Below are 19,064 nucleotides of genomic sequence, written 5' to 3'. Positions count from 1 at the left end.
ACACTTTTTCTTGGAGTATTAAATTGTGAGAACCTCCTAATTGCGTGCATGCGTTCATTTTAGCAGACGTTGTCTCCTGTGGTGCTGCAGGTTAGGAAGATGACCAGTTGATCTGTGAACTGCCACCTCAGCGCTGTAGTGAGGCGTAGGTTTATTGGAAAATTCATCCGTTATCGGATCGCTCTACCAGAGGATACTTGACGAGGAGAAAGCGAGCTAATACTCCTAGTTTGGAGGGGTGATGGAAGGCCTGCCCACAAACTCGACAAAAACTTTTATTTAAGATATTTTGCCTAAACACTTTTGAAAGATCATGTAAATTTTTTTAGTTAAGCCCCGAGCTAGTTATATGGAGTTTAGGTACTCTATATTTTTAACAACTCTGGTTATTTTGGGAATACTAGGTTCAGTACCTCTAGGCTCTACAGGGGTATCTGGGACAACCCTGCAGGTCCACCTCTCCGGCTTCAAAGTAGTGGGAACCCTAAGCTCCGACACCAACGTGGTATTTGCGGTCTTCTTACCCTTAAAGAACGAGGGGTACCTCTTCTACTACGCCGAGGCTGTGTCTAACCCCTCCTCTCCCCTCTACCACAAGTTCCTATCGCAACAGCAGGTGGAGAAGCTCTTCTACCCAGTGCAAACATACGAGTACGTCTTAAACCAGCTGAAGCAGGACGGCTTCAACGTTCTGTTTACTGCCTCTGACTCAGTCATAGTAGCAGAAGGCACTGTGGCCCAAGTCCACAAGTACCTGGGAGTGTCGTATGAGGTCTTTAGCAACGGTACAGTATCCTATTACTCCGCCTATGGGGTGCCTAGAGTTCCAGGGTTTATCTACTCAAGTAATGTGAGCGAGATAGTGTTCTCCCACCCGACCACCTTGGTCACACAGAAGGACGTGTTGAGCCCGCCCGTACCTAACTACACTGCCCCCATAGAGGCTTATTGGGGCACTGCCCTGCAAAAGGTCTACAACGCCACAGCGCTCTACGCCAAGGGCGACGAGGGACAGGGAAGGGCAATAGGCATCCTCGACTTCTTCGGTGACCCTTACATATACCAGCAATTAGTGTACTACGACAAGGTAACTGGCCTCCCCAACCCGCCCAGCTTTAAGGTAGTACCTATAGGCCCCTACAACCCCAACCTCGGAATAACCACGGGCTGGGCAGGGGAGATAAGCCTAGACGTGGAGATTGCCCACACTATGGCCCCTGAGGCAAACATCACCCTATTTATTGCAAACGGTGCCCTACCATTGGCCTCCATAATAGCGGAGATAGACAGTCTCGACAACGTCAACGTAGTTTCGCAGAGCTTTTCCATTCCAGAGTCGTTCTTTAGCCTGTTCAACGCACAAGCGTTCTACGCGTGCGTAGTGGAGACAGACGTGTACTACGCTATGGGCAACGCTGAGGGCATAACATTCCTTGCAAGCAGTGGGGACGCAGGTGGCTCAGGGTACAGCAACGGTCCTCTAGGCACAGTTGGCTATCCTGCCACCTCTCCCTTCGTGACTGCTGTGGGAGGAACTACCACCTATGTCCAGTTCCCAGGGTCAAGCTACCAGACAGCGTGGTCCAACTACGGCTTCGTGCCTAACGACGTAAACTACGGAGGTTCAACTGGAGGGATAAGCGAGATAGAGCCTAAGCCCTTCTATCAGTGGTCGCTGACGACTCCTAGTAGCTACCCCAACGGCAAGGAGATCCCAGATATATCTGCAAATGCCAACATTTACCCTGGGATCTACATAGTCTTCCCTGGCAACCAGACCTTTATAACTGGTGGAACCAGTGAGGCCTCGCCCTTAACTGCGGGACTCCTAACGTTGGTGATGGACTACGTCAACAGTAGCCTAGGAAACGTGAACCCCATGCTCTACGAGCTGGCTTACAACTCCTCCACCTACAGCAAGGTGTTCAACCCAATCACTTTTGGTTACAACATACCGTGGACTGCCAGCTTTGGATACAACCTAGTTACCGGTTGGGGCACCCTCAACGTAGGGGAGTTGGCATGGTATGCAAGTAAAGTGGAAAGGGAGCCGTCCCTAAGTGTGGTTGTAAACGTGGAGAACGCTACTGGGCAGACTCCCGTGGAGTTCTTCCCAGGGGAAGTAATGAGGGTGCTGGCTAACGTAACGAACAACGGCACTGAGGTCACCTCCGGGAAGTTCTACGCTGCAGTCGAGTCGACTGAGGGCAACTTGACCATAGTTCCGTTAGTTTACAGCCCATCCCTAGGTATGTGGACAGCCAACGTCACTCTACCCAGCGACGCTAACGGCGTACTCTTCGTAAATGTTTATGGGACATCTGACGGGTTGAGTGGAAAGGGCTTCTTCGAGACCTTCAGCGGATATTATGTACAGTTCCTCTTCCCAATGACCTTTATCCCAGTTTACACTGGCCTTCCTACGCCAGTAGTAGCCAACGTAACGAACGTCTACGGGGAGCAGGCCACGTCCCCTGTGACTGTGAACATCTACTATTACAACCCGCTGAAAAACGAGTATTCCCTAGTTAACAACATTACTCTTACGCCAGTCAGCGGCGCCACATTAGGGTTACCTGGCCTAATTTGGGTATCTCTGCTACCACAGCTACCAGTAGGTGATCTGTACATCTCTGCTACCAACGCTTTCGGTTATGTGTCGTTCACCAACGGGATCTACCTGCAATCCCTCTTCGTTCTTCCACAAGTGATAGCGGAGCCTGGGGCTGTATACCCAGGGCAATACCTACTTGTTGAGGGCAACGTGGTACCCCCTGTACAAACGGGTCAGAGCACCTCTCTACAAAACGGACTTCCAGTATCTAACAACATAGAAGTAGGCTCCAACATAACAGCAGAACTAGTGAGCCTTTCTGGGAAAGTAGTAAGTACTGCAAGTATTCCCTTCAATGGAATAGAGTACTTAGGTTACTTATACGTACCTAACGTGACCTCCGGGCTTTACATGGTTTTCCTCAACGCAAGCTACGATTCGATAACGCTGGGCGAGAACGTTACTGGGTTCTTCTACGGAGAGGTCTACGTTGGCCCCCAGTCCTTGGTTAACGTCAAAGTAACGAATTACGCCTATGAGGGGCAGACGGTTGAGTTCACTGCAGACGTGACCTACTCTAACGGCACTCCAGTCACTTTTGGCATGTTCTCGGCCACGGTATACCCACAACAGCTCTCCGGCCAGTACTCGACCATCAGTCAAATCCTAGAGGTCCCGCTGTGGTATAACGCCACGCTTGGGCAATGGGAGGGGAACTTCACCCTGCCCTCTGCGGAGTCCCCAGGGAACCTCACTTACGATCAAGGGGTTTACTACTATGGCGCTCCCTTCGAGATCCTGATTACTGGAGTATCTAGCTTGGGTTCCCCCACTTCTACGGCCTTGAGCCATGCGAAGACGTTCTACGTGTTACCTTACACGGAAATAGAGGGGAAGACGTTAGATGGCTTCCAGTCCTACTACGCTTACCTAGTTAAAGACATGATAGCAGGCAACGTAACGCTGATGGACGACGTGATGTACAACGACACTGTTGAGGGGCAGGTAAAGGTGGTGGACTCCAACGCTAGTGACGTGACCTTCTACAACTCCGATGTGTTGCTCTACCAGGTCCAGGGAAGTGGACTTACCTTCGTCAACTCTAAGGTAGTGGTCATGGGCTCAGACGTGGAAGGGATTAAACTAGTTAATTCGTCTATCTCCTACTCCCAGTCTGTGCTGAACGGCATATCTCCTGCCCTACCTACTGTGAGCTTCGTTTCCCCTAGCGAGGCTTCAAACTTGACTGGTAACGTAACAGTAAAGGTAACCATTACAGGGGATGACGTGGCAAAGGACTACCTCTACTTGGACGGGGCAAGGCTGGCCACGTTTACTGGCAACGGCACTTTCACCTACACCTTGGACACAGCTAGCTACCCAGACGGGACGTATAACTTGACCTTCGTGGCAGTCCAAGCTGATGGGATGAGCTCTTCCTCAAGCGTCCTCGTCAACTTCAACAACGAGCTGTCCTCCCTTTCCCAGGGGTACTCCAACCTCTCGCAGAAGTACCAGAACTTGTCCACCAAGCTTACCAGCCTTGAGGAGAGCCTAGCGTCCAACGCGTCGACGTTGAGCTCCGGCATAGCCTCACTGAACAACAACCTAAACGGCGTGAAGTCGGCCCTCTCCGACGTAGGAGTACTTGCCGTGATTGCCTTGATAGTTGGGGTTGTAGGGATAGCGCTAGCCTTAAGGAAGAGGCCACAAGGCTAACTTATTTTTTCTGCTAACCTTTCCCCTTCTTCAGTTAAGGATATTTTACCTTTCCATCTCTTCACGAGCCCCTCTGCCTCAAGGTCAGACAACGCCAGCTTCAGTGAGTCAGTGGAGGCTCGGACGTTGTCCTTTATTTCCTTAAACGTCGAGGGTCCGTTCTCCTTTAGGAAAGCTAAGACCCTCCTCTTTACAGGGGAACTGAGAGCCCTCTCAGTCATAGCCATAGTCTAATACTACGTGGATAATACAGTTTCCTCGAGGTTTTCCAGCGTGAATCAAGGACCTCCAGTAGGCTAAAGTGTAAGTGGTAATACTTATAAGTTCCAGTTTATTTATCTATTTACGATGGGGCGTAATTGGTTTTCGACGAGTCGTAATTTGCGGTTTTTGAGGCTTTTCGGTCCAGCGTGGCTCGTTATGATGGCGGACATGGACGCCAGTAGCACCTTGGGGGCAGCGGAGACAGGAGCCGTATTCAAGTACGGGTTAGTGTGGTTCCTCCTCCTATTGGCAATCCCCCTCTACTTCGTCCAGGAGGTCTCTGGGAGGATTGGTGTAGCGACGGGAAAGGGACTTGGCGAGATCATAAGGGAGAACTACAGCGGGAGGATGGCGGTATTGCTCACCGTCCCCATGTGGTTAACTGACGTTTTGACGTACGTGGTGGAGTACCTAGGCATAGCAATAGGGCTCAGCATGGTGGGTATACCTCCGGCAGTGTCGGTGCTCATGGTCTTCCTTCTCCACATCTTCATAGTGACAAAGAGGAAGTACCTTCAAGCGGAGAAGTACCTCCTATTGACCTCGTCCGTGATGGTGGTAGCCTTTGCCCTAAACTTAGCGGTTAGGGGCATTAAGCCGTACACCCCCTTCTACTTTATACCCTCCCCAGAGTTCCTATACCTGCTGGCCGTTAACGTGGGGGCTGTGATTATGCCGTTCATGCTCTTCTTCCAAGCCTCAGCCACTGCGGAGAAGGTCAAGGCAATGAGCATAGTTAAGGCATGTGACAAACTGGAGGCCGTGTCCCACGTTAGGAAAGAGACCTTAGTGGGGGCGTTGGCAACTGAGGGGCTCATGGCGTTGGTCGAGATGGCTGTTGCGGGGATAGACCCCTCCACGAACTTGGTCTCGGCCAGGGATCTGGAGGACGCCCTTTCCGCGATAGCCGGGGCCTACTCCCCCTTGATCTTCGGTATAGGGTTGGCGAGCGCCGGGTTCCTTGCTCTGGTCGTCATCTCGCTGGGGAGCGCGTGGGGGCTTTTGGAGGCATTGGGAATACCGAGGGACAGGGCATTTCTGGTTTACGCGTTGGAAAGCGTACCGGCCCTCGTAGTTTCCCTAGTCCTCCCCGCCTCGGATATGCTAAACGCGGTGCTAAACCTGTTAGTGGCTTTCGTCTTCGTGCTCATAGGGCCAGCAGTTGTGATGGGGGTGTTGGCAAATAATGAGAAGGTAATGGGGGAGCTGAGGAACACCTTTTGGCATAACTTGGCCTACTGGTCGAGCCTGGCCTTCGTGGTGGCATTTGGGATACTAGCGTTAGTGTGACTTAGGGCCTTGATGGGCTCCTGCACATGCTTTCGTTGTGGCATTTTGAGAACCAAGACATTAGTTATCGTAAAGTGATTTAATACTCCTTGAAGAATCTTTTTATCCTCCTTCTCTTAACTCAATCTGTTCCGGTGATGCTCGATTAGGCTGTCATTTCACAGCCACAAGGGAGGGCAGGGGAGGTCCTTTGTCGCCTTTAACGTGGGTAGGGCGCTGGCTGAGTTGGGTAAGAGGGTCTTGTTAATAGAGGGCGATCCCCTAGGCTTCTCTTCCCTCCTTGGGATAAGGGAAGGGCTAGTCGGGTCGATAATCAAGGGCACTAGCGCGAGCGTCCTCAGCCTAAACTTCGGCTCCGAGAGTATGGACGTGATCAAGCTCTTCTCGGAGGACTTTTACAGCAACTACGAGTTCGTTCGCCTGGTCACCGACAAGGAGCTCGTTGACAGGTTCAAGGAGGTCTACTCTAGGTATACCTCCAAGGACTACGACGTCTACGTCTTTGACGCCCCTAGGTTCGGGCTAAAGGACGTAGTAGAGGTGGAGAGGAGGATATTCCACTCTTGCCACCCCGAGGAGAGGGACAAGGTGGTGGTCGTGAAGGATTACGTCTCGCCCCTACACGAAGTGGTCCCGCTGATAAGGAGCTCTATTGAACCAAGGTACGGGGAGCTGTATGGGTTAGTGATAAACATGGTTCCAGCCAACGACGTAAGTAAAGCTGTTGACGAGCTAAATAAGGCAGTAAAGGACTTGGGGTTTACGATAGGTGTAGTTGTGTACTTTTCGGACAAGTACTTCAAATTGACTAACCCCTTGGACGCAGAAGTCCCGAGACAGCTCAGGGAGATGGCCAGTAAGGTTTTTTCTAATGAAAAGGTTTATTATATACTGAGTTTCAGTGTAATCTAGATTACTTTGTCACACTTCCTCTCTCCTTTCAGAAAAAAGGTCGAAGATCCGTGGAAGTTCCTCCCCAGCCTTATATCTAAGGGGGACGTAGTTGCCGAGCTTGGTTGCGGACCCGGGTATTACTGCAACTACCTCGCGAAACTCACAACCAACACGGTCTACTGCGTCGACAAGGAGAGGGACTTCATAGAGGAGGCAAAGAGGTACGTCAACTCCCAGAACGTCGTCTTCTTGGTTGAGGACGCAGGAAGGACGTCAATACCATCATCCAGCGTGGACAAGGTCCTCTTGGCCAACTCTTTCCACGACTTCAGGGACAAGCAAAGGGTCTACGAAGAGATCAAGAGGATACTCAAGGGCGACGGGAAAGTTATCGTAGTTGACTGGAAAAAAGGGCACACGGGTTTCGGGCCCCCAGTTTACGTGAGGATGGGGAAGGAAGACTATCTAAGGGTGTTCAGGGACTTCGAGCTGGAAGCGGAGTTCGAACCCGGTTCATATCACTTTGGACTAGTATTAAAAAGGAAAGATGAAAGTTAATATCATGGACAAGTACTCTGAGGAGAGCGGGGAGCTCTTTGAGACTCCCCTCTGGCACAGGGGTCGCCTTTACTGGGTGGACATTCTAAAGGGGGTAATTTACAGGAGGGGAAAGGTTGAGGAGAAGCTACGCCTAGGGGACTACGTCAGCTCCATCCAGCCACACGTCTTGTGGGAGCTAGTTGTGACCTCAGGGAGGGGCTTCTACTTGGTTAACTTTCCCTCTGACGTGAGGCTGGGGTACGAGGTAAAGGAGTGGGACTCGAGGAACAGATTTAACGACGGCAAGTGCGACGCCTTGGGGAGGTACTGGGCTGGGACGATGAACCTCGAGGAGAGGTACCCCACGGGTGGTCTCTACGTACTCGACCTAAACGGGAGTTACAGGGAAGTCATCTCTGGCACCACCATATCTAACGGGATGGCATGGAGCGTGGACAACAAGGTCTTCTACTTCATAGACACGCCCACCAGGAAGGTGTTCTCATTTGAGTTTGACTTGGAAGAGGGTAGACTAGGAAAGAAGGGGGTAGCGTTTGACTTCAACTCGACTAGGTTGAACGGGAACCCGGACGGAATGACGATTGACTCAGAGGGTAAGCTATGGGTTGCCCTTTTTGGCGGGGGGAAAGTTGTAAGGGTAGACCCAGAGTCCCACGAGCTCCTCGAGACTATAGAAGTTCCAACTTTAAACGTCACTTCCGTTACCTTCGGGGGAGAAAACCTAAACACTCTGTTCGTGACCACCGCATCAATACACCTAAAGGAGAGGGACAAAAACGCCGGCTTCGTGTACTACGAGAAGACCACCTACAAGGGTTTAGAGAGCTTCCTATGCAGGGTCCCTACCTAGTCCTCCAGCCCTCCTGCTTCCATAGGGTAAGCAGAGCGTAGAAGGCTGCCGCCATCTGGGCAATGAGGGCTATGGAACCTATGGTTATTACCTTTACCTTGTCCCTCTCCACCATCTTAAACACGGCGACGGCAAAGGGCAAAGTTGACAGGGAGCTCATGAGGTGTATTGAGGACGTCAACAACGACTCACGAGAGAACGTCCTCCCCCACACGTGTAGTACAATACTTGGATCTCCATTGCGTATTCCAACGAGCTTAGTCGCTATAAAAATTGGTACAGCCCCACTCATCATGAAGTCGAGTATGCGGTATATTAGGTGTACTGTCAGCCTCATGTAGGTCTGGGGGTCGAGATTTATCTTAAACCCTAAAATCAGTGTCTCGTAGAACATGGTTCCTAAAACTAGAAAGGGCAGGACGTTCGTGTAGAAGGCGTTGAACACGTAAAGCGTCCCCTTGTTAACTATTGTCCCTTTCAACACGTCCTCGAAGAAGTACAAGTAGTTGGCCTTCGTCCACCTTATTAGCTGGTTGAAGAAGCCCTTTATGTCTTTGGGAGGCATGGTATACGCAACCGCCCTGTAGTCTATCTTCGCCTTGTATCCGTGGTTAAGTACGTAGTTCGTGAGCTGTCTGTCGTCGCCTATGAGGATTCTCATTCCAAGCACTTTGGGCTGGACAAAGTCCTTGGAGAGCACTAGGCCCTTTATGGTGTCCCTCCTATACAGGGCACAGTGGCCGTAGAGCACTGCAGCTTTACCCTGCCTGCTGAGTGCCCTCTGTAACACCTCCGACATCCGCTCGAAGAACTCCGCGTAGTAATAGGACCACTTCCCGTTGTTTATCATCAGTATTCTTGGGCTCACGCCTCCCACATCCTCATCCATCGAGCTCAGCATTTGCTCCAAGGCCCCTTCCTCGAGGACTGTGTCGCTGTCCAGGAACAAGACGTACTTGGTCTTGACTCTTTTGAACCCCTCAGCCATGGCGGCCCTTTTTCCTGACCGCTCCTTTTGGCGTACGAACTCCCCACCGTACTTCTTGGTTATGGAGTAATAGGGCTCTGAACAGCCGTCCCCTACTACGATGAACTTTATCTTTGAGACGCTCTTGACTACCCTCTCGAACAGCTCTGGGTCTTCATTGTATACTGGTATTACCGCAGTTATCTCTCTTATATCTGGCTTTACTCTCCTTTCCTCCTTACTCTCGGTCACGGCTAAATAGGAGTTTACGGTAAAGTAAAGGAAACCGATTAGTAACGAGACCGTCAGAAAGAGAAGGTATGCACTATCTTCCATTGTACTGAGACTGCTTTCAAGAGTTAAAATATTTTTCCCGAAATTGTAGATCCTTAAGATAAATTTATTGTTGTATTATATACGTTAGATATATACGTTAGATCTTCCTGGAGATCCTCTCCAGTCTAATCTTTTCGTCAAAGCCCCTAGAGAAGCTGTCAAACCACGACCTTATGAAGGGAGCTGACAGCCTGTCGAACCACCCCTCGTACTCGAACTTGACCTTAACGTTTCCGTCGAAGCAGGAGATCACAAGTTTCCCCCCGCTGTCCCTCTTGTCGTTCATAGTAAGCACGTAAGTGACTGAACTAGGTGACGAGTAAACGTTACCGGACATTTGGAACCCCTGGAGCATGAACTTGCCCGTTGCAACGAACCCTACAGTCCCCCTTAATTCCACCTCTTTCACGGGAGGGAACAAGTTCTTGATCAAGAACCTGGGGTCCTTCATTATAGATAGGACTGCGTCGCATTCGTGTGAGGTCTTAAACTCCCTGTAAACCGTGGTCATTATTTAAATATTCGTAATTGCCATTATTATTTTTATCTTAAAATCTTTCTACAATCAAGGGAGTAATGGAGACCTTAAATTGAAAAGATTTTCACCCACATGGCGAGTACTTTAAATCTAACATCAAGTTATTGCTTCAGTGGATTAAACTATCAATATAGATCTTAAAAAATTTAAGTGATATAAGTACTTTAAAGTAATGCAGAAAAGCTTATATAAAGTGACTTATATGTTAAATACCAAATGCTCGAGAAAAAACACTTAGCTCTCTTGGCGTTGGGCACTTCCCTCTCTTTTTGGGACATATTCAACGTACCTTACATAGTGAACTACGCGTCAAAGATATTTAACGTGTCGCAAACTGTCGCTAACTTACCCTTAAGTAGCGAGATGCTTGGGTACTTCTTAGGCGGGGCTATAAACGGCTTCATAGCTTCCAAGTTCGGCAGGAAGAAGGGGCTCATCTTTACCATGGGCCTCATCTCCTTAGGTTCCATCCTGGGCCTACTCTCCCCAAACTTCTACTACCTTGTGGTCGCTGAGCTAATTATAGGCATGGGGATCGAGGGAGAGGTTGCCATAGTCCCATCTTACATAGCTGAAATGGTCACCTCAAGGGGCAGGACAATAGGACTAGTGGAGGCCTCAGGGTTCCTCATGAGCCTAGTAGTAGGCCCAGTTGCTGTGCTGGCAGGGACGCGATTCTGGAAACTCCTCTTCCTTGCTGGGGTCTTGATAGCAGTGCCTTCTTTCGCCTTTAGGTTTCTCTTGCCAGAGTCCAGGATGTGGGAGGCTACAGCAACCCAAAAGGCCAAGTGGGACTCCGTAGTTTTCGCCTTTCTTTTGGCGTGGTTCTTGAGCTACTTTGCTGGCTACGCCCTGTTCTCGAAGCCAGTGTTCTCGTTAATAACGTCTAAAGGCTTTGAGAACAGTTCGCTTTACTTCACCTATGTGTTGTACGGCGATCCCTTGGGCGTCGTGGTAGCTTCTCTAGTCAACGACAAGCTAGAGAGGAAGTTCACCTCTTTTGCCTCAAACTTCGCCAGCGGTGCACTCATGTTAGCTTGGCCCCTGGTCTCTGGGCTCAGCTTTCTTGCTATTGGGTTCGCGATAATGTTCTTCCAAGGGTTCAAGTTCCCCGTGTGCTACACTTACACAGCGGAAAACATTGGTACAAAGCTGAGGACAATAGGCTTTGGGATAGCGGACGGTATAGGGCACTTGGGTGGGGTGTTGGGACCCCTAGCTCTCTCCTTCTTCTACGGGCAAAACGTGGAGTTGGCTTTCGCGGTCACTGCAATAGCTTCAATGGTAGCTGGAGCAATGTTCGGGATCTACGGTGTAAGGACCAAAAACCTACCATTGGAAAAAATAAAGGGTTAAGGTGGCTTAACATCTATAGCTGCCACAGGACACACGTTTACGCAGGCCATGCAGAATATACAAGCCTGTTCGTTAACTGGGTCTGCCTTTTTCTCTGACGCTGGGTGACCTGGGGTGTCGTACCACTGGAACACGTTGACCGGGCACGCTGTTATACACGAGCCGTCAGCAATGCATATGTCGAAGTCCACTCCCACTATGGTCCCGTGGATTCCCAAGACTTTTGGTGGCTCAACAGGGCCGTATACCTTGTGTCCCGCGTGTTCCTCAACTACTTGCCTTGAGGTGCGGTAGTTCGGATCGATGCCCAATTTATCACCTTGGTAACTTAATGATGAGAATATAAAATAATGTAACCCCTAAGTTTTTCGGGATCATAACTCTTATTTATCAGAATATTTAGTTAATTTGAGATTAACTATATTTTGATACATCAACGTAGTACTCCAATGCCTCTATTAGTACCTCGTTGACGGTCATGTTCCTCCTTATGGCTATTGCCCTTATCTGATCGAATAGCTCGTCCGGAATAAACAACTGGACATTCATAATTAAGGGAAAGTTTACGCCCATTTTATCCTTATCTCTATAAGGTATATAATGCTGATTGATATATTTTCATTAGTAATTTAGTAAAATTAGAAAAATGTCAATATGAATGGACAATAGATCATAAACTTGTCGCTCAAAGATTCACTCAAAGATGGACTTGTCTAGCTCGTGATACGCTGCTATTACCTTTTTACCTAACTCGGTCAGTTTAATATAGTGAGATTTGCTTTTCTTGTACCTCTCTATTACCTTCAGCCTCTCAAGGACCCTAATTATCACGGGATGAGAAGTCTTGTCGCCTATTATCTTCCTTGAGTCTGAGAGAGACAGATCCCCCTTCTCGTTCAACGCGGTTAAAAGAGCTATTATCTTGTCCACTGACACGCGGACTTTCTTGTCTAAGAGCACTATGCCCCATACGGCGTGTAGTTCGTCCATTACTGAAAGCTTTAACATGTATTTAAAAACTTTAGTACAATCTGTTTTATTTCCTTATGTTATTAAGGAGAAAATGTTTAATCACTGCGTAAAAAATCCACACAACATTAATAAAGTATTATGATAACTTCAATCCTTGAAAGATCTAGGTGAAGGCGGATCGCAATTGTTTCACGTGCTCTTTGACCTAGGAGATGAGTACTACGCCCTTACCTCGGCTCTGCATCCCATTGGTATACAGAAGGTAAGGAAGGTAATGATGATTTTCGTAGACCATGGTTACGACAGCAAAGACCCTTGGGGGGACGCGCTGGACTACTGTTCCAAGTTCACTGAGTGTGGCGACACCGCGATCTTCATGACCGCTGCAAGGAACTACGCGTACAAGATAAGGGACTGGGGAAAGCTAATGGTTAGCGCTGGCATTGGGAAGAGCGGTGAAAACGCTGGGAAAACGATCAACGTTGCAGTGTTCCTGGACTTTGGTGTCAGCATCAACGGGATGGTGGACTTAATAAGGACCGTCACTGAGGCCAAGTCTGGTGCCCTTCGAGACTTGTCCTACGAATTCACGGGCACTGTCAGCGACGCAGTTGCGGTAGGTGGCAAGCCAGGTGAGGTAAGTTTCTTAGGGCCCGGGACAGACGTGGGCAGAAAGGTAGCTAAGGAAGTAAGGCAGACCATAAGGTTATTACTTGAAGGCGAGAAGGAAAAGAGCAATGCCCTCGGAAGCTAAGATAAGGGAGTACATTAAGAGGATAACAGAGGAGGTCTCAAAGCTAAAGAGCGAGTACCCAGACGTTGTTAGGGACTACCAGAGCATAGAGTTGCAAGAGGAGATAAAGGTAGAGGGCCTTGGAGAGGTGAAGCCACTGTCCTTAACAGGGTCCTCAACAGGGCAGTCAGGACTCACCGTGTTCGCAGTCGACTCTTCCACTCGGTACTTGAGGGACACATCTGTGGGAATGGTTTTACTAGGTATGTCCACCTTTTCCACTACAGAGGGGCTCAAGCTCTACCCTTACTACGGCAAGTCGAGGTTCCTGGGGTTGTGGGCAAACGAGGGTATACTGAAGGAACTGGAAAAGGTAATAGACAAGGACTACGTGGCAGTCAGGAACAGGGTAGGTGACTACTACGAGGAGAGGAGTTACCCCTACCTCGACGACGTTGCCGACGAGCTCAGGTTCGAGTCTGAGACAGAGGCGTTGAAGACCGCAAACGCGGACCTTGTGATTGTAGACGGGCCTATCTACCCTACTCCTCTTGAGCTTGTGGTAGACTTCAGCTACTCACCCGGAAACCCGAGGGTGTCCCATAGGCGCGCCTACGCTCTCCTGATAAAGGACAGGTTAGACGTCGCTAAGGGGAAGAGTGTACTGGGGGTTGTGAAGAGGTTGGAGAAGTCGAGGAAGCTATACAAGGTGAAGGAGGTCAACGACGTCCTTGGAAACCTGCCCTCTATGCCGGACCCCGAGGTGATGCGGATGCTGTACTCAAAGCTGTGCAAGGGAGAGCAGGTATGTGCCTTTGGCCCCTTCAAGCTGGAGTACGACATAAGCGTAGAGGGCGTTCTGCAGGGAGTTCCACCAAAGTACGCCTACTACGTTGTTGTAAGGAGGGTCGTTGGGCCTTGGAGCTTCTTCAGGGTGGAGGCGTTGGATATGGACACGCTGAACTACGCGGGCGTGGTGTTCTCGAGGCTTAGCGAAAGGGGAATCCCTACCTGGATAGAGGTGGTGGACAAGGCAAGCAAAAAGGTAAGCGCTTCTCTCTTCGTCATAGGCTACAGGATCGCATCCCAGTTCCTCGACGTAATCCACGACGATAAGCTGGCTTTTGAGACGGCGCTCACGGAACTAGGGACTTGAACAGGACGTTAGTGAACCTCATGCTCCTTATTAGCCCTACCCCCGGCTCTGCGTTTGTCAGTATGTCTGCGTAGTCCTCAGCGCTTAACTTCTTGAGCACTTGGGGGTCGTTCCTCATGATCACCTTAGTGTTGGAAAGCTGGATCACGAGCTCGTTCAGGTCGTCTGGGTAGTGGGTTGCAAGGACTACCCCTAACCTCCTAACCCTTCCGAGCCTCATGAGCTTGTTTATCAAGTCCTCTATAACCCCCTTTGTGCTCTCGTTGCTCGCTTGGGGGAAGTACTCGTGTGCCTCGTCCATGATCAAGAGGGAAAGCGTGGTCTGTTGGCCTTGTTTGTACATATCGTCCTTGTACTTGAAGAAGTCAGACAGTAACTTGTAGGAGATCGTGGCTAATGCCTCCACGGAGGCAGTGTAGTCAAGGATCCAGCTCAAGTCCACTATTATGTTCTTTTCCTTCCATACTCCTTTGCCCACGCGGTTGAAGGTACCCATGACGTCGAATATGCCGAACTCCTTGTACGACTTCAACACCCTGATAATCGATTCCTTGGTTTGCGGGGCTAGGCTCAGCGACTCCATGGCATTTTCGAAGGCCTCCGGCACGTCTACCAGCAGGTTACCCTCGTTGTCGGAGTTCACAAACCCTGTTTTCTTGCCCTTCACAACTTGAAGTTTCTTCGGCTTGAAAGAAACGGACCTCTCAGTGAGGTTGTCTATTTAGAGTCTTGGCTTGATCTCCGTCTCGTAGAGCTCCCACGCCCTCGGATATGGGAGTGTCTCCTTCCCAAAGTAGTCCACGAGTTTATATACCAACAGCTCCCTGGTCTTTCTCATTAGCGATTCCCACACTAAGCTCGCTGCGGGCGATATGTAGGGGGTCATCTTGTGGAAGTTCGCCATAACTTCGCTAAAGGCTATCGAGTACGGCACCAGGTAGATCCTAGAATTTTCGTACTCGAGGCTCACGTATTCATCGTCAATTACTACGTTATTCGCATTCCCATACCTATCCAAGAAGAGGTCCACGTATTTTTCCGTGCTGTAACCCTGCATCAGCGTAGTCACGGGCATTATGATTGTTGCATCCCTTAGCCTCTCTAAAGCGAGCCTAACGAAGTCTCCTTGTCTGTCGAAGACCACGCTCTGCTTTTCCACGTCGTCCGAGGAGACTACCCTCTTGAGAAAAGTCGTCTTTCCAGAGCCAGTGGTGCCTATTAACAGGACGTGGTGGGTGAGGGTGAACTCGTCCAACCTTACGTTGGCCTCTATTACCTCTCCACCAGAGTACACCTTTCCCACTACTATGCCCTTCTCAGGGATACCCAAGGCTTTCTCCAGTAGCTCCGGTCTTGGCCTAAACACTGGTGACTGGGGATCTATTGGTGACACAGCTGGCCTCACCCTTCCCTTGTCGTCCATCTCTGTGATGGGGGTAAGCTGTATGGTAGTTGGAGTCATCAGAGTCTAGGGATCACTGTAGTTATTCACTTCCCTTATCTTGAGGCTAGCAAGCATGTCAGATCTAGTTATGGCTTCCACCACCCCCACCATCGTGACCCTAGGTATTATGGACCTTATTGCCAAGTACTCGCCTCTCTTTACTTGAGTCCTTAAGTAGTCCTCAAAGGCCACGTCCACCACGACGTAATGCGACTCCCCCACCCTGACGTTCTCGAACCTCGTTACCCTCCCCACTATCCCGTCGATGGAGCTCCTCTTTGCCTCCTCTTCAGCCTCTTCCATTAGCTTCTTTAGCTTGTCAGTCTCCATAGCGTTTTATTTCGTTCGGATACATTTAAGCTATGAGAGTTGCCGTAATAGGTGCGGGTCACAACGGGCTCATAGCATCTTACTTCTTGAGGAAGGCGGGGCTTGACGTAGTCGTGTTTGAGGCCTCTAACAAGGTAGGGGGAATGACTGAGACCGTAGAAGTGAAAGGCGTTAAGGTAAGCAGGGCTTCTTACGTCCTAGGCCTAATGCCAAGAAGATTGTTGGAGGAGTTCTCGATCCCGCTCATAAGGCAGGATCCCGTCCAGACCATCTACTTAGATCGGCCAATACCCTTCTGGAGGGACAAGCAGAAGAGGGTAGAGGAACTGGAGAGGGCCGGGGAGAGCGGTTTCAGGGAGTTCGAGGAGCTGGTGTGCAAGTTCAAGTCCCTCTTGGAGAGGAAGTTCACCTTCGTCACTGAACCCCCCTCGGAAGAGGAAGTGAGGGAAGAGGCGGAAAAGGAGGGCGTCGGGGAGCTCATGAGGTTAACGGTAAAGGAGTTCCTCAACAAGTACTTGTCCAAGGAACTGCACGAGTTCTTCTACTACCCCGGGATGGAGGACTCTCCCGCCTACCTTGTAGCTTACTTTTACGCCGACTGGAGCTACGTCAGGGGAGGGATGGGGACAGTGGCTGAGAGGATAAGGGAGAAGGCTGAGCAAGCTGGAGCGGAGGTAAGGCTTAACTCGAGGGTAGAGGAGATAGTAGGCAGGGAGAGTGTCAATGGGGTAAAGGTCAACGGTAAGGTCCTGGACTTTGACGTTGTAGTGCTTGCCGGGAGTCCATTACTCCTCAATGAGCTAACAGACCTAAAGCTGGACGTAAAGGTGGGGCACAGTAGGTGGGTAAAGTACAACGTCGTGTTCAAGGACAAGCCAAAGCTCCCCGAGAACTTGAGGCCCTTCGCATCCTCCATTTTAGATACGTATGCAGGCGAAATAGTCATACCCTCCTTTGCGGACGACAGCCTCGGGGGACACGTAATGGAGATGATGGGCGACATAGACGAGGCCCTGGACATGATAAAGGGGGAGGTAGTGTACAAGGAAAAGCTCACTGCAAGGGACGCGGAGAGGGCGTACTTCCTTCCCTACGGCAACCTAAACCACTTGCCGATGGCTGAGCCATACCTATTCGACGGCAGGCCAGTTAAGGGATGGGGCTACACCACCCCCATAAAGGGACTCTACTTGACTGGGGCCGGCACGTACCCTGGAGGTCAAGTCACGGGGATACCGGGCTACAATACGGCAATGAAGGTTCTCAAGGACCTATCTCTTAAGAACCCTTGAAGCCAAGTATATTATTCCTGATGCTAGGGAGAACCAGTACGCTAGAGTGGGGTAGCTGAACACGGTAGCTGAGATCTGGGCGTTGGAGTAGGACAACTCCATCCTCTCTTGTCCTATGATGAAGAAGGGATAGGAGGTAGAGTAGCCTAAGAAGGGGAGCACGTAGTTGAAGGCCAAGTAAAGGATTACTGGGTCAAGCACGTACAAGTAGCTGAGGTAGTACACTGTGCCGTACGTTTTGCGCTCGCCTTTGTACAAGTAGACCAAGTATATCGAGGACACCGTTATCACGTAGAACCTAAAGGCAAAGAGGAGCAGGTTGACGATCTCGACGATCAACAAGTCCTGCCCTAACAAGTTCACGTATAGCTGGAACGGGGAGTCCTTCACCACTATGAGCCCGTCTATGCCGTAGCTCCACCAGTAGAAGGGCAACAGGGCTATGACCACGTTTAAGACTAGGGACAAAGAGGTCAACGGGTACTTCATCATATCACCTCGTGGAACGTCACGTTTAGCCCAAGGAACGACATCTCAAGGCTGACGTTGTAGTCCCCCGAGCTCACCTCTTTGGCGAAGGCCTGGTAGTCAGTGATCACCGGAGTTACGTTTTCCTCGGAGTGGGGGTAGACGACGATGCTCTTGGGCAGGTACATGTAGTTCCCCGTTATGTTGTAGATCGTTATGGTGAAGTTATCGGGGTTTTGTACGCAGACTGTTACGTCGTTGTCAGAGAAGTAAAACTTGAGCCCTGGGTTCTCCAGAGAGGTGCGTAAGTTCATTATCTGGTAAACTCCTTGGTTAAAGATCTGTGACACGTTAAGGAAGTAGAGGTTTACTATGACGATCACGGCGAAAGCCAAAAGCCCTAGCCCTTTGCCTAGATCCATTTAAGCTCACTCTAGTATCTCAGAAGGCAATCTTAAAACATGATGATTGTCGTGAGGGCCTTGCGGATTTAATTGCATAAAAGGTTTAGCAGTTTTAAAAGGTAAGAAACAAAAATAGATATAATGGCTCAAAACCTAGAGGAAATAATATCTCAGCTCAACGCCGGTAACTTGAACTACGCCCTCATGAAGATCAAGGAACTAATAGCCATGAACCCCAGCAGGGAGGCTTACGAACTTCTAGGAAGGATCCTCCTGGAGCTTGGGAGAGATGAGGAGGCAATTGACGCGTTCATGAGCGCGGGCAAGTTAATAGAGGTGGCCAAGATTATGGTAAACAGGGGCAGGTACGCCGACGCGCTAAGGGTTTTGGGAGATAACAGCGACCCAGAGGCAAAGCTACTGAGGGCCATGGCGTTCCTGAAGCTTGAGCAGTACAAGGACGCTTTCAAGGAACTGGAGGACCTCCCAGAGAAGTACGCCTCCACACCCCTTTACTACAAGGTTAAGGGCATAACCGAGTACTTCCTCGGGATGTACTACGACGCAATAAAGGACTTGAGTAAGGCAATCTCCCTTTACGGCTTTGACGCAGACTTGTTCTACTATAGGGCGCTGAGCCATATGGCGTTGGGCAACGACAAAGAGGCTGAGGAGGACTTCGACGTTGCAATAAACTTGAATCCCTACTACGCTGAGGCCTACTTGGGGAAGGGGATTATAAGGGAGAAGACTGGTAAGCTGGAGGAGGCAGTAAAGCTGTACACTAAGTCGTTGGCAATTAACCCCGGGATGAGGCAGGCGTACGTTAGGAGGGCAAAGACTTACTTCAAGATGGGGAGAGAGGAGAACGCTATGAAGGACGTGGAGAGCGCGATGAAGCTTGACAACTCCAAGGAGGGCTCAAGCTGACCTAAG

The 19,064-nt window shown here is 50.0% G+C and carries 20 protein-coding genes; 10 read left to right on the top strand and 10 right to left on the bottom strand.

Annotation, left to right across the window (positions count from 1 at the left end):
- Window positions 1-349 precede the first annotated feature (349 nt).
- Window positions 350-4,273: a protease pro-enzyme activation domain-containing protein gene (locus MPF33_00375; GenBank protein ID MCI2413700.1), complete on the top strand. Its 3,924-nt coding sequence runs from the start codon at window positions 350-352 to the stop codon at window positions 4,271-4,273.
- Here MPF33_00375 and MPF33_00370 read toward each other — a convergent pair.
- Window positions 4,270-4,494, bottom strand: coding sequence for a hypothetical protein (locus tag MPF33_00370; GenBank protein MCI2413699.1), 225 nt, complete (start codon window positions 4,492-4,494; stop codon window positions 4,270-4,272). The genes MPF33_00375 and MPF33_00370 overlap by 4 nt on opposite strands.
- A gap of 160 nt (window positions 4,495-4,654) precedes the next feature.
- Here MPF33_00370 and MPF33_00365 point away from each other — a divergent pair, with 160 nt between their 5' ends.
- The 4 genes from MPF33_00365 to MPF33_00350 all read left to right on the top strand — a co-directional run bounded on the left by MPF33_00365 (window position 4,655) and on the right by MPF33_00350 (window position 8,132).
- Window positions 4,655-5,827, top strand: coding sequence for a divalent metal cation transporter (locus tag MPF33_00365; GenBank protein ID MCI2413698.1), 1,173 nt, complete (start codon window positions 4,655-4,657; stop codon window positions 5,825-5,827).
- A gap of 204 nt (window positions 5,828-6,031) precedes the next feature.
- Window positions 6,032-6,739, top strand: coding sequence for a hypothetical protein (locus tag MPF33_00360; protein ID MCI2413697.1), 708 nt, complete (start codon window positions 6,032-6,034; stop codon window positions 6,737-6,739).
- Between the two features lie 6 nt (window positions 6,740-6,745).
- Window positions 6,746-7,279: a class I SAM-dependent methyltransferase gene (locus MPF33_00355; GenBank protein MCI2413696.1), complete on the top strand. Its 534-nt coding sequence runs from the start codon at window positions 6,746-6,748 to the stop codon at window positions 7,277-7,279.
- 4 nt (window positions 7,280-7,283) lie between these two features.
- A complete protein-coding gene (locus MPF33_00350) occupies window positions 7,284-8,132 on the top strand; it encodes an SMP-30/gluconolactonase/LRE family protein (GenBank protein MCI2413695.1) in 849 nt (282 codons plus the stop codon).
- Here MPF33_00350 and MPF33_00345 read toward each other — a convergent pair.
- Window positions 8,125-9,435, bottom strand: coding sequence for a glycosyltransferase family 2 protein (locus MPF33_00345; protein MCI2413694.1), 1,311 nt, complete (start codon window positions 9,433-9,435; stop codon window positions 8,125-8,127). The genes MPF33_00350 and MPF33_00345 overlap by 8 nt on opposite strands.
- Before the next feature lie 97 nt (window positions 9,436-9,532).
- Entirely contained in the window at window positions 9,533-9,946 is a 414-nt protein-coding gene (locus tag MPF33_00340) for a DUF3211 domain-containing protein (GenBank protein ID MCI2413693.1), read from the bottom strand.
- A 243-nt stretch (window positions 9,947-10,189) separates the two neighbouring features.
- Between MPF33_00340 and MPF33_00335 the strand changes: the two genes are divergently transcribed.
- Complete coding sequence (locus MPF33_00335; protein MCI2413692.1) at window positions 10,190-11,329, top strand: MFS transporter; 1,140 nt, start codon at window positions 10,190-10,192, stop codon at window positions 11,327-11,329.
- On the opposite strand, the gene MPF33_00330 is transcribed toward MPF33_00335, so the two are convergent.
- Together MPF33_00330 and MPF33_00325 are read right to left on the bottom strand one after the other, a co-directional pair.
- On the bottom strand, window positions 11,326-11,640 hold the full coding sequence (locus MPF33_00330) for a 4Fe-4S binding protein (protein MCI2413691.1): 315 nt from the start codon (window positions 11,638-11,640) through the stop codon (window positions 11,326-11,328). The two genes, MPF33_00335 and MPF33_00330, sit on opposite strands and share 4 nt — an antisense overlap.
- Window positions 11,641-12,022: 382 nt before the next feature.
- Complete coding sequence (locus MPF33_00325; protein MCI2413690.1) at window positions 12,023-12,319, bottom strand: hypothetical protein; 297 nt, start codon at window positions 12,317-12,319, stop codon at window positions 12,023-12,025.
- A gap of 136 nt (window positions 12,320-12,455) precedes the next feature.
- Here MPF33_00325 and MPF33_00320 point away from each other — a divergent pair, with 136 nt between their 5' ends.
- Together MPF33_00320 and MPF33_00315 are read left to right on the top strand one after the other, a co-directional pair.
- A complete protein-coding gene (locus MPF33_00320; GenBank protein MCI2413689.1) occupies window positions 12,456-13,055 on the top strand; it encodes an adenosylcobinamide amidohydrolase in 600 nt (199 codons plus the stop codon).
- Window positions 13,039-14,190, top strand: coding sequence for a DNA double-strand break repair nuclease NurA (locus MPF33_00315; protein MCI2413688.1), 1,152 nt, complete (start codon window positions 13,039-13,041; stop codon window positions 14,188-14,190). Before MPF33_00320 ends, MPF33_00315 begins: the two co-directional genes overlap by 17 nt.
- Here the strand turns inward: MPF33_00315 and MPF33_00310 are convergent.
- The 3 genes from MPF33_00310 to MPF33_00300 are packed head-to-tail and all read right to left on the bottom strand — an operon-like array spanning window position 14,171 to window position 15,964.
- Window positions 14,171-14,857, bottom strand: coding sequence for an ATP-binding protein (locus tag MPF33_00310; protein ID MCI2413687.1), 687 nt, complete (start codon window positions 14,855-14,857; stop codon window positions 14,171-14,173). The genes MPF33_00315 and MPF33_00310 overlap by 20 nt on opposite strands.
- Window positions 14,858-14,911: 54 nt before the next feature.
- Complete coding sequence (locus MPF33_00305) at window positions 14,912-15,652, bottom strand: DUF87 domain-containing protein (protein ID MCI2413686.1); 741 nt, start codon at window positions 15,650-15,652, stop codon at window positions 14,912-14,914.
- A 6-nt stretch (window positions 15,653-15,658) separates the two neighbouring features.
- The gene (locus MPF33_00300) at window positions 15,659-15,964 is read right to left on the bottom strand and encodes a hypothetical protein (GenBank protein ID MCI2413685.1); all 306 of its coding nucleotides are present in this window, start codon (window positions 15,962-15,964) and stop codon (window positions 15,659-15,661) included.
- Window positions 15,965-15,996: 32 nt separating this feature from the next.
- Between MPF33_00300 and MPF33_00295 the strand changes: the two genes are divergently transcribed.
- A complete protein-coding gene (locus MPF33_00295; protein MCI2413684.1) occupies window positions 15,997-17,256 on the top strand; it encodes an NAD(P)/FAD-dependent oxidoreductase in 1,260 nt (419 codons plus the stop codon).
- On the opposite strand, the gene MPF33_00290 is transcribed toward MPF33_00295, so the two are convergent.
- Together MPF33_00290 and MPF33_00285 are read right to left on the bottom strand one after the other, a co-directional pair.
- Window positions 17,236-17,745: a hypothetical protein gene (locus tag MPF33_00290; protein ID MCI2413683.1), complete on the bottom strand. Its 510-nt coding sequence runs from the start codon at window positions 17,743-17,745 to the stop codon at window positions 17,236-17,238. The two genes, MPF33_00295 and MPF33_00290, sit on opposite strands and share 21 nt — an antisense overlap.
- Window positions 17,745-18,146: a hypothetical protein gene (locus tag MPF33_00285; GenBank protein MCI2413682.1), complete on the bottom strand. Its 402-nt coding sequence runs from the start codon at window positions 18,144-18,146 to the stop codon at window positions 17,745-17,747. Before MPF33_00285 ends, MPF33_00290 begins: the two co-directional genes overlap by 1 nt.
- A gap of 123 nt (window positions 18,147-18,269) precedes the next feature.
- Here MPF33_00285 and MPF33_00280 point away from each other — a divergent pair, with 123 nt between their 5' ends.
- Entirely contained in the window at window positions 18,270-19,058 is a 789-nt protein-coding gene (locus tag MPF33_00280; protein MCI2413681.1) for a tetratricopeptide repeat protein, read from the top strand.
- Window positions 19,059-19,064: the final 6 nt, after the last annotated feature.

This window comes from Candidatus Aramenus sp. CH1, from assembly GCA_022678445.1.
Classification (GTDB): domain Archaea; phylum Thermoproteota; class Thermoprotei_A; order Sulfolobales; family Sulfolobaceae; genus Aramenus.
Note: the sequence above shows the minus strand (reverse complement) of the source record. Positions and strands in the feature narration are given on the sequence as shown.